At 47.0% G+C, this 13,634-nt stretch carries 12 protein-coding genes; all 12 read right to left on the bottom strand.

The genetic code is table 11. The annotated features are described in order from the left end of the window. Positions 1-3: 3 nt before the first annotated feature. The 12 genes from MTR11_RS19760 to flhB all read right to left on the bottom strand — a co-directional run bounded on the left by MTR11_RS19760 (position 4) and on the right by flhB (position 13,634). On the bottom strand, positions 4-498 hold the full coding sequence (locus MTR11_RS19760; RefSeq protein ID WP_005380507.1) for a chemotaxis protein CheW: 495 nt from the start codon (positions 496-498) through the stop codon (positions 4-6). Positions 499-533: 35 nt separating this feature from the next. Beyond that, positions 534-1,580, bottom strand: a complete 1,047-nt coding sequence (locus tag MTR11_RS19755; RefSeq protein WP_243328245.1) for a chemotaxis protein CheW — start codon at positions 1,578-1,580, stop codon at positions 534-536. Next, on the bottom strand, positions 1,570-2,349 hold the full coding sequence (locus MTR11_RS19750; protein ID WP_047008841.1) for a ParA family protein: 780 nt from the start codon (positions 2,347-2,349) through the stop codon (positions 1,570-1,572). Before MTR11_RS19750 ends, MTR11_RS19755 begins: the two co-directional genes overlap by 11 nt. An 8-nt stretch (positions 2,350-2,357) precedes the next feature. Next, complete coding sequence (locus MTR11_RS19745) at positions 2,358-3,470, bottom strand: protein-glutamate methylesterase/protein-glutamine glutaminase (protein ID WP_237312380.1); 1,113 nt, start codon at positions 3,468-3,470, stop codon at positions 2,358-2,360. 29 nt (positions 3,471-3,499) lie between these two features. Then, complete coding sequence (locus MTR11_RS19740; RefSeq protein ID WP_047008843.1) at positions 3,500-5,734, bottom strand: chemotaxis protein CheA; 2,235 nt, start codon at positions 5,732-5,734, stop codon at positions 3,500-3,502. A 9-nt stretch (positions 5,735-5,743) separates the two neighbouring features. Further along, complete coding sequence (locus tag MTR11_RS19735; RefSeq protein WP_006741709.1) at positions 5,744-6,484, bottom strand: protein phosphatase CheZ; 741 nt, start codon at positions 6,482-6,484, stop codon at positions 5,744-5,746. Positions 6,485-6,604: 120 nt separating this feature from the next. Further along, complete coding sequence (gene cheY / locus MTR11_RS19730; RefSeq protein WP_017635949.1) at positions 6,605-6,973, bottom strand: chemotaxis response regulator CheY; 369 nt, start codon at positions 6,971-6,973, stop codon at positions 6,605-6,607. A gap of 45 nt (positions 6,974-7,018) precedes the next feature. Further along, positions 7,019-7,753, bottom strand: a complete 735-nt coding sequence (locus tag MTR11_RS19725; protein ID WP_048625854.1) for an RNA polymerase sigma factor FliA — start codon at positions 7,751-7,753, stop codon at positions 7,019-7,021. Continuing rightward, positions 7,746-8,633: a MinD/ParA family protein gene (locus MTR11_RS19720; protein WP_005380498.1), complete on the bottom strand. Its 888-nt coding sequence runs from the start codon at positions 8,631-8,633 to the stop codon at positions 7,746-7,748. The genes MTR11_RS19725 and MTR11_RS19720 overlap by 8 nt, the downstream gene beginning before the upstream one ends. A 14-nt stretch (positions 8,634-8,647) precedes the next feature. Further along, complete coding sequence (gene flhF, locus MTR11_RS19715; RefSeq protein ID WP_012841533.1) at positions 8,648-10,165, bottom strand: flagellar biosynthesis protein FlhF; 1,518 nt, start codon at positions 10,163-10,165, stop codon at positions 8,648-8,650. 28 nt (positions 10,166-10,193) lie between these two features. Then, complete coding sequence (gene flhA, locus MTR11_RS19710; RefSeq protein ID WP_041853026.1) at positions 10,194-12,293, bottom strand: flagellar biosynthesis protein FlhA; 2,100 nt, start codon at positions 12,291-12,293, stop codon at positions 10,194-10,196. Between the two features lie 210 nt (positions 12,294-12,503). Continuing rightward, positions 12,504-13,634, bottom strand: coding sequence for a flagellar biosynthesis protein FlhB (gene flhB, locus MTR11_RS19705; RefSeq protein WP_006741705.1), 1,131 nt, complete (start codon positions 13,632-13,634; stop codon positions 12,504-12,506).

Here is a 13,634-nt window from a genome sequence, read left to right as displayed (position 1 = left end):
CCATTATAGGTGAGCCATCTCGTCCCATTCGTCATCCGTTAGGAGCTTGTTCAAATCCACAAGGATAAGAAGCTTGCCGTCACGGTTGCTCACACCTTGGATGAACTTCGCGCTTTCATCAGTACCAACAGAAGGCGTCGTGTCAATTTCAGAAGAACGTAGGTAAACCACTTCTGCCACACTATCTACCAAAATACCAATCACTTGACGCTCTGACTCGATCACAATAATACGAGTATTATCTGTAACTTCGCCTTCCATCAGGCCGAAACGTGAACGCGTGTCGATAACAGTAACCACGTTACCACGCAGGTTGATGATACCCAGAACATAATCTGGCGCACCTGGAACGGGTGCAATTTCAGTATAACGAAGTACTTCACGAACTTGCATTACGTTGATGCCGTACGTTTCTTCTTCTAGCTGGAACGTCACCCACTGAAGAACTTCGTCATTCGATGCATCTTTCTTCACTTCTACTTCAAAAGCTTGAGACATAGTTAATCCTCGTTAATGTCGTTCCCGACTTAAATCTAATTCAGTGATTTGACATCTAAACCGGCGTTTAGCATGTCAATGAGCGCCTGGACATGAATTAAGGCGCACATTTTTTCTTTTACCATGCCCGCTAGCCAAGGGCGTTTACCCGCCTGTTCACGCCAGCGAACCTTGTCGATATTGAGCGTTTCCGTCCCCATTAGTTGGTTACTGGCCAGCCCCCACATGCTCTCTCCAAGCATGACAACGTATTGGTAATTATCTTTGTAACTGTCATCGCGAAGCTTATCTGCCATCACCCATTTCGCGGTATCGACGACATCAAACTGTTGCTCACGATTTGTTTGTAGCCCCAAATACCAGGCGGGCTTTCCTATCAAATGGTTAAGCTCGCTGATGCGATGAATACCACCTAACTCATCAAGCGGTACGGCAAACGTGACATCATTCACATCAAAGTAAAGCACTTGAAAATCTTCACTTCGCTTCGTGCTTTCCCAGTCAGTTGGTATTTCGGAACCTGTTTGTGTCTCGAGCTCAGTATCAACGTTCGATTCTATATTGACATCATGCTCAATCACCGATTGAGGTTCAACCAGTTCTGGCTGAGTTTCCTCAAAAACTGGCGCATCAATCACCCAGTCTTGTATCTCTTCAACTGTTTGTAACTCGGGCGCCTCACTAACGGTTTGTACGTCTGGCTCGGCCGCTTTTATTTCTGCTGCAATATCAATCGTATTTTGTTCAAGAATACTATCAATATCTAACTCGGCTACAGGGTTGCTTGCTTCAAGCTGACTTAATAACCTTTGCACATCTTCCAGATTTGGGGCTTCCAATTCTGGCGGGTACGCTTCTTGAAACTGGTAAGTTTCCGGCTCCGAGTATTGAAACTGCAATTCTGGCTCTGGCTCTGGCTCTGGCTCTGGCTCTGGCTCTGGCTCTGGCTCTGCAGATGATATTTCTTGAGCCAGCAAGTCAAGCTCTTCCTCAAGAGTCGTTGCTTCAGCCTCATCACCCAATAGCGCATTAAAGTAGTCATCAAGCGCTTGTTCACTGGAAAGCACGTCGTTACTGCTCATCGAACGCTAACCTCTCCAGGTAAATCAGTAACTGTTTATACGCAAACACACCACGACTACCAGATGCAAAATGCGATGCTGGCAAATGCTTTAAACTAGCATCACGGAATTTGGTATCAATCGGCACCGCAGAGGTCCATACTTGATTTGGGTAATCTTTCTTCAGTTGCATCAATGTTTGCAAAGACGCTTTGGTGCGCTTGTCATACATCGTTGGAACGATAGTCACTTTGAAACCACCCGGACGAGACTTTTGCATAATGGTTAACGTGCGCATCATGCGTTCCAAGCCTTTCATCGCCAAAAACTCGGTTTGAACGGGAATCAAAATTCGGTCACTGGCGGCCAGTGCGTTCACCATCATCACACCAAGAATTGGCGGGCAGTCAATCAACACATAATCATAGTCTTGTGAGACCGATTGTAGAGCTCGTTTTAAGATCAGCCCCATCCCACTGCGATTCCCCATGACACGATCAAGCGTCGCAAGGGACATATGCGCGGGAATGATATCCATCCCTTCCAGTTTTGTCTCTAGGATTAACGGCCTCACCGTTTCACGAGAGAATGTCTTCAACTGGAATAAATCAAACAGGCTCGAAGTTACTGCGTCAGGATCATAACCAAGATAGGTAGTCAGTGATGCGTGAGGGTCAGTATCGACCATCAGTACGCGATGACCTTTTTGACTCAGCAAACCCGCTAATGTCACTGTTGAGGTGGTTTTACCCACGCCACCTTTCTGGTTAGCTACACTCCAAACAATCATGATGAATCCTACGCTAGGCCAACTTCCACCAACATGCGTTCTGCAATGCGGTCAAGCGGTAAATCTTCTGAAGAAATGCCTGCTTTAGCAACAGCTTGGGGCATACCATAAACAACACAACTTTCTTCATCTTGAGCCCAAATAGTTGAGCCTGAAGACTTCAACATACGAGCGCCTTCACGACCGTCTGCACCCATGCCAGTCAGCACTAAAGAGAGTACTTTGTCACCGTATACTTTGGCTGCAGAACCAAAAGTCACATCCACACATGGTTTGTAGTTCATGCGGTCGCCGCCATCAATGATGCGAAGACGAGCAGCCCCCGCTCGACCATCCACCATCATTTGCTTACCACCTGGAGCAAGGTATGCCACACCTGGCTGCAAGACGTCGCCATCTTGTGCTTCTTTCACTTGAATCTTACACAAGGTATTCAAACGGCTGGCAAATGCAGCAGTAAAGGTTGCTGGCATATGTTGGATCAATACGATCGGATGCGGGTAGTTCATCGGTAAACGCGTCAGAATTTTTTGCAAAGCAACCGGACCACCAGTCGACGTGCCAATTGCGGTCAGTTGATACTTCTTACCAGAGGCTCGGAACTTTGCCGCAGCCGGTCGAGCAGGAGCTGGAGTCGCTGGCGAAGCCGTTCTTGAACCTAGTGGACGAGCTGCCGCACTGGTACTCGCAGCAGCGCGAGTGATTGGTCGACGCATAAAAGCGCGCTTCGAAGCAATCTGAATAACACGTTGCTGAAGCAGTGACACCGCTTCTTCGCGGTTACGTGCGATGTCTTCAAACTTTTTCGGCAAGAAATCCAATGCGCCCGCATCTAGCGCATCAAGCGTGGCTTTCGCCCCGTCATGAGTCAGGGACGAAAACATTAGGATTGGCGTTGGAGCCGCTGCCATGATTTCACGCACAGCGGTAATGCCATCCATCACTGGCATTTCAATATCCATCGTGATGACGTCCGGTTTAAGAGATTTGGCTTTCTCAACCGCCTCTCTGCCATTTACCGCAACGTCAATCACTTCTAGGCGCGATTCTGAGTTGATGATTTCGCTCACGCGACGTCGAAAAAAACTCGAATCATCAACGACTAGTACTTTAATCGCCATCTTATTCCTTTTAATAACGTCAGCTTTGCTTAAAGGCGTGAAGCCGCAGCATATCGCTTAAGTAAATCAGGCACATCTAGAATTAATGCAATATGGCCATCGCTAGTGATTGTTGCACCAGCCATGCCCGGAGTGCCTTGCAATAGATTATCGAGTGGCTTAATAACCACTTCTTCTTGACCAATAAGCGTATCCACAACAAAACCAACGCGCTGGTTACCGATCTGTACAATAACCACATGACCGTGACCAGTACGCTCTTCGACGTTTTGTGATTTGGATGCTAACCAGTTCTGTAAGTAAAATAGCGGGATAGATTTTTCACGCACAATGATCGTCAACTGACCATCTACCACGTTTGTGCGACTCAGATCCAAGTGGAAAATTTCGCTCACCGATGCCAGTGGCAGCGCAAACGGATGGCCGCCAACACCAACCATCAGTGTTGGTAGGATCGCAAGCGTCAGTGGTACTTTGATGGTGATCTTAGTGCCTTTACCTAGCTCAGAATCGATATCGATTGAACCATTTAAGGTGTTGATAGCCGTCTTAACCACATCCATGCCAACGCCACGGCCAGAGATGTCAGAAATTTTATCTTTACTTGAGAAACCTGGCGCAAAGATAAGGTTGAAGCACTCTTTGTCTGTTAAACGGGCCGCTGCATCTTCGTCCATCATGCCGCGCTTAACCGCGATACCACGCAGTTTGTTCGGGTCCATACCGCCGCCATCATCTACGATGGATAGCTCAATGTGATCCCCTTCTTGTGATGCAGACAAAATCACTTTACCTGTGCGTGATTTACCTGCTTTCGCGCGGTCGTCTGGCATTTCAATACCGTGGTCAACCGAGTTACGAACCAAGTGAATCAATGGATCAGCCAATGCTTCTACAAGGTTTTTATCGAGATCGGTTTCTTCACCGCGCATTTCCAACACGATGTCTTTATTTAGGTTGCGCGCCAAGTCACGGACAACGCGTGGGAAACGGCCAAATACTTTCTTGATTGGCTGCATACGCGTTTTCATTACCGCGCCTTGCAGATCCGCCGTTACGACATCAAGGTTGGCGACCGCTTTGGACATTTCTTCATTGTCGCTGTTCAAACCAAGGCTTAATAGACGGTTTCGGACCAATACAAGCTCACCTACCATGTTCATGATGGTATCAAGCGTTGAGGTATCGACACGAACGGTTGCCTCTGCCTGAGGCTTTTTAACCGCTGGCGCTTTCGCCTCTTCTTTCACCGCGACAGGTTTAGATTCTGGCTTTGGTGCTGGAGCCGGAGTTGGAGCTGCTGGTGCTGGCTTAACCGCAGGCTCAGGTTTCGCAGGGCTTTCCTCTACGTTTGCTGATGCCGGCTTCGTTGCCATATCCAGTTCTTCCAGAGTGGGACCTTTGCCCGCACCATGTAGCTCATCGAGTAACTTTTCGAACTCTTCGTCCGTCATTAAGTCACTATCTTGATTTGCTGACGATGCAACTGGCGCAGCTGGTTCTGCCGCTTTAGGAGGTTCTGCTGGTGCAGATGCTGCAGCCTCTGCCGCTGATGGACTTTTGCCAACGCCGTGAAGTTCGTCAAGTAGACGCTCAAATTCATCGTCAGTGATATCGCCACTTTCAACTGATGGCGCACTTGATTGAGGGGGCTCTGATGGCGTTGTTGGTGTCGCAGGTTCTGAAGCGCCTGGAGCTGAGCCTTTACCATGAAGCTCATCCAGCAGCTTTTCGAATTCGTCTTGGGTAATTTCATCAACAGAGCCGACACTTGACGCTGGAGCGGCAGGTTCTTCAATAACAGGCTCAGGAATGACAGGTTCAGGAGTAACCACTGGTTCTTCAACCACGGTTGCAGCGACTTCATCTTCTGATTCAGGTTTACATAGACGATGAAGTTCTTCAAGAAGGGCAGGATCCGCTGCTTCCAATGGTTCACGATCTTGAACAGCTTGGAACTGGGTATTGACCGTATCCAACGCTTTTAGCATCGTATCCATTAAGTTTTGCGTGACCGTGCGTTGGCCGTTTCGTAAAACGTCGAACACGTTCTCCGCACCATGACAAGTATCGACTAGCTCTGCCAAAGACAGGAAGCCAGCACCGCCTTTTACGGTGTGAAACCCACGGAAAATTGCATTAAGTAAGTCTTTGTCTTCTGGGTTATTTTCCAATTCAACCAACTGCTCAGAAAGCAGTTCGAGAATTTCCCCAGCCTCAATGAGAAAGTCCTGAAGAATATCTTCGTCTAAATCGTAGCTCATACGTTACCTTTAAAATCCAAGACTGGACAACAAGTCATCGACTTCGTCCTGCGATGAAACCGCATCTTCTCTCAGTTCTGGATGAAGAATCGGGCCTTCGGCTTCGCTTGTTTGTGTATTCTTTTTATCTGCCGGTTCTGACAAAACTTGAATGTGTTCTTCAGGTTTATTTCCAGAGAATACGGTTAGGATTTCCACTAAGCGGCCTTCTACTTCATTTACCAACGTAATTACGCGGCGAATAATTTGGCCAGTTAGGTCTTGGAAGTCTTGCGCCATGAGAATTTCGGTCAATTGACCACGCAACTCAGTGCTGTCACCTTCGACTTGAACTAATAGCTCGTCGATTCGGTGACAAAGTGCTTTGAATTCGCTTAATTCGATGCGCCCGTGCATGAGTTCATTCCATTGAGGACGAACTTTCTGAAGGCAATCATGCAGGTTGTCAGCGATAGGAAGGCAGCAGTCGACTGCATCCATCGTTTTGTTGGCTGCTAGCTCTGTCTTCTCGATCACATAATTAAGACGATCCCTTGCGTTAGGGATTTCGTCTTTCGCAATTTCGGTCATGCGCTGATCGAGACTGAACTGCTTGAGTGATTCGTGAAGGTCTCGAGTTAAGGCTCCAATTTCTTGCAGCATTGGATTCTCGGCACCTTCGTAGATCGAGGCAACAAGCATATTGGCTTGGTCTTGTTCCCCGTTTTCTAGCATTTGAACGAGTGACTTCGCCTGCTCTAGTGAGATCATTCTGAATAGACCCTTTTACGTTTAGTTCTTCTTATCACTTTAAAAACGCTAAACGAGTCATTTAATAGGTATTTAATAATTGGTATGAATGACTCGAATAACAAAGAGAAAAAGAGAGAGTTATAAACGCTCGAAAATTTTATCTAATTTTTCTTTTAATGTTGCAGCAGTAAATGGCTTAACAATGTAGCCGTTTACGCCTGCTTGAGCAGCTTCAATGATCTGCTCACGCTTCGCTTCAGCCGTGATCATTAGAACTGGCAAATGCTTAAGTTCTGCATCCGCGCGGATGTGTTTAAGCAAATCGATGCCTTGCATACCTGGCATGTTCCAGTCAGTTACAACAAAATCGAAGTCACCTTTTTTCAGCATTGGTAATGCGGTTAAACCATCGTCCGCTTCTTGAGTGTTATTGAAACCCAAGTCACGAAGCAGGTTTTTAACAATACGGCGCATTGTTGAGAAATCATCAACAATAAGGATCTTCATGTTTTTATTCAAAATTGCCTCCACTGAATCGTAAAATCAGTGTTTTTAGTCATTTTGTGTCCACGCACTGAGCTTGGTGCGCAAACGTTGCATCGCTTGACTCAGTATTTGACTTACGCGAGATTCGCTTACGCCTAACACATCGCCAATTTCTTTCAAATTGAGTTCTTCATCATAATAAAGCGAAAGTACCAAAGCTTCACGCTCTGGAAGCTGTTTTATTGATTCAACCAGTGCTTTTCGAAATGATTCGTCGGCAACCCCTTTGAATGGGTTACTGTCATCAGTTTCATCTGCAGGTGAAATCACATCATCAGAAACGCCTAAATCTTCAATACCGACTAATTTTGAGCAGTTGATATCGGTCAGAGCACTATGATATTGATCCAGTGTCATACCGAGATGCGTGGCTACTTCAGAATCAGTAGGATCTCTATTTAATTCGCCTTCCAGTTCCGCAATCGCTTGGTTAATCTCTCGATTATTTTTATGAACAGAACGCGGTACCCAATCGCCTTTGCGCATGTCATCTAACATTGCGCCACGAATACGGATACCTGCATAAGTTTCAAAGCTCGCACCTTTAGAACCATCATAATTCTGCTGAGCTTCGATAAGACCGATCATGCCGGCCTGAATTAAATCCTCTACCTGAACACTCGGCGGTAAACGGCCTAATAGGTGGTGAGCAATGCGCTTAACCAACACTGAGTAGCGCTCTATAAACGCTTGCTGGCTATTAAACTTGCCATGTTGGTCATAGGTTATCGCTTTATTCACCAAAAGGGTCCTCTGCGAATTCGGTACGATTTAGCAACCTTTCCACAAAAAATTCCAAGTGTCCACTTGGTGTTTTCGGTAGTGGCCACGTTAACGCTTTGTTTGCTAGTGAGCTGATAGCTAAAGCGGCAGGTGAGCGAGGGAACGCATCAACGACAATTTTTTGTCTTTTTACAGCCTGTCGTACTTTATCATCTAATGGAATACATGCTACGAGTTCAAGGCTGACATTCAAGAATCGCTCTGTGACTAGCGTCAACTTTGCAAACAATTCTCGCCCTTCACGGTAGCTTCTGACCATATTTGCTACAACTTTAAAGCGTTGGACCTGGTGTTCTTTACTTAACAGCTTAATTAACGCATATGCATCTGTGATTGAAGTTGGTTCATCACACACAACCACAACGACGTCTTGAGCTGCTCGCGAAAAACTGATTACCATGTCAGAAATGCCTGCGGCAGTATCTATCAGCAGGACGTCCATTTCGTCTTCAAGACTACCAAATGCTCGAATGAGTCCAGCATGTTGAGCGTGAGAAAGCTCTGTCATGCTCTGTGTGCCAGAAGTTGCAGGGATTATCTTTATACCATAAGGCCCTTCGACAATCGCATCTTTTAGCTCACATTCACCCGCTAAGACATGTCCTAGATTGCGTTTTGCACGAATTCCGAGCATCACGTCCACATTGGCCAGACCTAAATCAGCGTCGAGAACCATCACCTTCTTGCCTTGGCGAGCCATACAAATCGCCAGACCCAGTGTTACGTTTGATTTCCCCACACCACCTTTGCCGCCAGTAACAGCAATCACTTTGGTCAACGATGGTTGTGTTAAGCGACGGAGGCCGCTTGCTTGATCGTGTATCATATTCTCAGTCATAGTAGTCCGCCGCCTTAGAGTCCTTCACTGTCACTGTTCCAAAAGTGAGGTTCGTTCTCTGTCGACTTCTCTAACAGTTCATTTGCTTTCGCAAGCATATATTTTGGTTGCGCTATCACAATGTCTTCTGGCACGCGCTGACCATTAGCGATGTAAGCCACTGGCATTGCGTTTTGAATCACTACACTGATGAATTCGCCTAGACTTAATGACTCATCAAGCTTCGTCATAATACAACCCGAAAGTGGTATGCGTCGGAAGTGATCCAGCGTTTCTTGTAGAACGCGACGTTGTGCGGTAGCTGGCAAAACAAGGTAGCTGTGAATCACTTCTCCGCTCTCTTGCATTAGAGTATCGAGCTGCTCAGAAAGCCTGACATCTCGTTGCCCCATCCCTGCCGTATCGACCAAAATCAGTCTTCTGTTTCTTAGCTGATATATAACATCGGCTAACTCGTTAGAATCTTTAGCAACTCTTACGGGACAACCCATGATTCTTCCGTAAATTGAGAGCTGCTCATGTGCACCTATGCGATATGTATCTGTTGTCACAAGGGCCACATTGTCGGCACCGTATTCCATGGCGGCACGTGCTGCGAGCTTCGCAACGGTGGTTGTTTTTCCCACCCCCGTCGGACCTAACAGTGCGACCACACCACCACGTTTTAAAATGTCCTGTTTAGGAATATTGATTTGATCCGCCACCAGCGACAACAGCGCTTTCCACGCTCGCGCTGGTTTTGTATCTTCCGGGATATAGCACGCCATTTGGTCTGCTAACTCCGGAGAAACGCCCATACGCTCTAAGCGCTTAATCAGCATTGCTCTGAGCGGCTCTCGACGTTCCACTTCCTGCCACATCAGGCCAGATACTTGATGCTCTAAAAGACGACGAATTGACGTCATCTCTTCGCGCATACTCTCCAGCTCATCTGCAGACTCTTCTCGCTCATCACTTGGACGGCGGCGATCATAGCGTGTCGGATCCAACTTCGGCGTTGGACGCTCAAATCGATTATCTTGTGCGATTAACTTCGCCAAAGGTGAATCTGGTTGATATGGCGCTGGCTTTTCTTGGTTGTAGCCGTCGCGATGCTTATTCTGGCGTTGCAATAAAGCAGAGAGCGAATCTTCATTTTCCGCTACATGATCGTCAGCATCTGCTGCACCACCACTATATTGCTTAAGCATGTTAGCGAATCGCTGCGTCATCGAGCCTGTTTTTTCGTTGTTACTGTTATTACTGTTCAGGCTAATTTTATCTTCATCTAAATGACGATCTTGATAACGATCAGCAGAAGACGATGACATTTGACGATGTTCGTTATAGCGATTCGATTGAGAAGCACCGCGATTTTGTTGTGACGCTGCGCTTGCTTGAGACGGGTTAGATTCACTATCTATCGCCGCAACAATCGCCACCCCACCAGCCACTTTCTTGTTTGACATGATCACCGCTTCCGCGCCTAACTCCTCTTTCACTTGGAGCAGCGCCGTTCTCATGTCTTTGGCAAAAAATCGCTTTATTTTCAAACTATGAATCCATTAATGATGCGTGAGATCAGTTACCCACGGCTTGCACAATTCTGATCTGTTTTTCATCCGGGATTTCTTGGTAAGACAGTACCCGGAGATTAGGTATTGTGTTCTTCACAAATTTCGCCAACGTCGAGCGTAATACACCGGAAGTAAGCAGAACGGCTGGCTCACCTTTCAATTCTTGTTCCTGTGTCGCTTGGCTTAGTGAAGACTGCAATCGTTCAGCGAGCCCCGGTTCAATCCCCGCGGATTCGCCTCCTGATGCTTGCATAGTTTGATGCAATATTTGTTCCAGCTCAGGTATCAAAGTAATCACTGGCAGCTCAGGCTCTATACCATTGATTTCTTGAACAATTAGACGTTTTAGACTAATTCGAACTGCTGCCGTCAATATGTCAGCTTCTTGACTCTTACTTGAGTACTCAGCCAAAGTTTGAACAATCGTGCGAATATCGCGGATTGGGATGGCCTCGTTTAACAAGTTTTGTAGGACTTTCACCACCACACCTAATGGTAATTGGTCAGGAACAAAGTTCTCAACCAACTTAGGTGCGCTGCGTCCTAACATTTCTAATAAATTCTCTACTTCTTCATGACCAATCAACTGCGATGCGTTGTTAGTCAATAACTGGCTCAGGTGCGTCGCTAATACTGTCGATGAGTCAACAACCGTATAACCTAACGCCTGAGCATGCTCACGCTGATCTTCGCGAATCCATACGGCTTCCAGTCCAAATGCAGGGTCAATGGTTGGCTCGCCATCAATCATGCCATACACCTGACCTGGGTTAATCGCTAGCTCTTGATCCGGACGAATCTCAGCTTCGCCGACCGCAACCCCCATTAATGTGATTCGATAGCTGTTTGGCGTCAGTTCAAGGTTGTCACGTATGTGAACCGCAGGGATTAAGAACCCAAAATCTTGCGATAGCTTTTTACGCACACCTTTTACGCGCTCTAACAGTTCTCCACCTTGGTCTCGGTCCACTAGCGGAATCAAGCGGTAACCCACTTCTAGGCCAATAATATCGACTGGCTGGACGTCGTCCCAAGATAGTTCGCGTTGTGATGAAGGCTCTGCACCTTCGTCAGCTTTCGCTGGTAAAGCCGGTTCTTTCGCTTTCTGCTTTTGGCGTTTATCGATGAAATACGCCGCCGCGCCAGCTGCGACCGCCAGACTCAAAAACGCAAAGTGTGGCATGCCCGGTACGATGCCCATCACACCGAGAATAGCTGCGGTAATCATCAGTGCTTTTGGGTTGTCGAACATCTGGAAGACCAGCTGTTCACCCATGTCTTCATCGGTGTTTTGACGTGTCACCATCATCGCCGCTGCAATCGACAGCAATAGCGATGGAATCTGTGCAACTAGGCCGTCACCAATCGTCAGCAAAGTATAGATTTCAATTGCCTCACCGAAACCCAATCCATACTGCGCCATACCGATCGACAGACCGCCGATGATGTTGATAAACAGAATCAAAATACCGGCAATCGCGTCACCTTTTACGAACTTCGAGGCACCATCCATCGAGCCGTAGAAATCCGCTTCTTTGGTCACTTCAAAACGACGAACTCTTGCCTGTTCTTGGTCTATCAATCCGGCATTTAAGTCCGCATCAATCGCCATCTGCTTACCTGGCAACGCATCAAGGGTGAAGCGAGCACTTACCTCAGAGATACGACCCGCACCTTTGGTCACCACCATAAAGTTGATGATCATTAAGATAAGGAAAACCACTAAGCCGACCGCGTAGTTACCACCAATAACGACATTACCAAACGCTTCAATTACGTTACCTGCCGCGTTGCCGCCTTCATGACCATGCAGTAAGACGACACGTGTCGAGGCAACGTTCAGTGCCAAACGCAACAAAGTCGCGATCAGCAGTACCGTCGGAAAAGCGGCAAAGTCCAACGGACGACGTGTGTAAACGGTCACTAACAACACCACCATCGACAACGCGATGTTAAAGGTGAAGAACATATCCAGCAAAAAGGCTGGAATAGGCAGCACCACCATCGCTAAGGTGGCCAAAACCATCACCGGCGCGCCAATAGCTGGCATTTCACGCTGAGGGATTCGTGGCAATTTATCTGCAAATGGCAGGCTTAACTTCATACTACGAGAGATCTCAATCGATTGAAGCGTCACGTTAGCTCTTACTATTAATACGCGACCGCTTTGGCCTAAAAGTTTAGGTATGGTTGATAATTAAGGCGTTTTAAGCAAGCTATGTACCATAATTAACGCCAAAATAATGACTAAACACTCAAGTAGAGCTTAATATCTGATTAAATTAGCCTTTTTAGAATTAGGCTTCTTTTAGCATTAGTGCCGGTGTTCTGGCGGGATTGGCAAATCGTAATCCTGAATTTTGGGGCGCTGACCACCTCGCTTTCGGTATTGCTTCAACTGGAATACAAATGCCAAAACCTGAGCCACCGCAGTAAACAATCCATCGGGGATCTCTTGTTCTAGCTCGGTAGTATGGTACAGCGCACGAGCAAGTGGCGGAGCAGGTACAATTGTGATGTCATGCTCTCGGGCGACTTCTCGAATCTTCATTGCCATGTGATCAGTACCTTTAGCGATCACTACTGGCGCACGGTCTGTCTTCTGTTTATAACGAAGCGCAACCGAAAAGTGCTCTGGGTTGGTAACAATAACATCAGCCTGAGGAACATCTGCCATCATACGACGTTGAGCCGCTTCTCTTTGCAGCATACGAATGCGTCCTTTGACCTCTGGCTTACCCTCGGTTTCTTTATATTCGTCTTTGACTTCTTGCTTGGTCATTTTTAACTGATCAGCGTGCTGCCAGATTTGAAATGGAATATCGATGGCAACCACGATCAACAGCGAACAGCTGATCAACAAGATAAAGTTCAGCAGAATATCTAAAGCATGGAAGATGTTTTGCGGATACACATCCATACTTAATTGAATCAGATCCGCCTGCGATGCTTGGATCAAATAGATCGCCACACCAGTAACCAAAACCACTTTGAGTATTGATTTGATCAACTCCACCCAGCTTTGCATTCCGACCATCCGCTTTAAACCGCTAAGCGGATTCATTTTCGACAGCTTTGGCATAGCGGCTTGAGCAGAAAAACTGATTCCTCCCACACCCGCAGCACCAATCATGGCGGCAGTAAACAATGTCGCTAGCACCAAAAATAGAGGGAACAACAAATCGGTCATCGCCCCTAAAGCAATGTCAAATAGCTTTGCCGTATCAAAAATCTCTTCTCGTTGAAGATCAAATAAACGGCTCATGATGGAAAACAGTGAGCGTGCTAACGCCTCGCCAAACCACATCAGTGAAATGGCGCCAACGATCAGTACAGATGCTGATGCGAGTTCTTTAGACCGAGCAACCTGCCCCTTTTCTCTGGCTTGTTGTAACCGCCGGGGCGTGGCTTCTTCGGTGCGTTCCTGACCGTCTGATTCTGCCAA

Origin of the sequence: Vibrio sp. CCB-PB317 (assembly GCF_022808245.1) — a bacterium.
Lineage (GTDB): Bacteria > Pseudomonadota > Gammaproteobacteria > Enterobacterales > Vibrionaceae > Vibrio > Vibrio diabolicus.
Note: the sequence above shows the minus strand (reverse complement) of the source record. Positions and strands in the feature narration are given on the sequence as shown.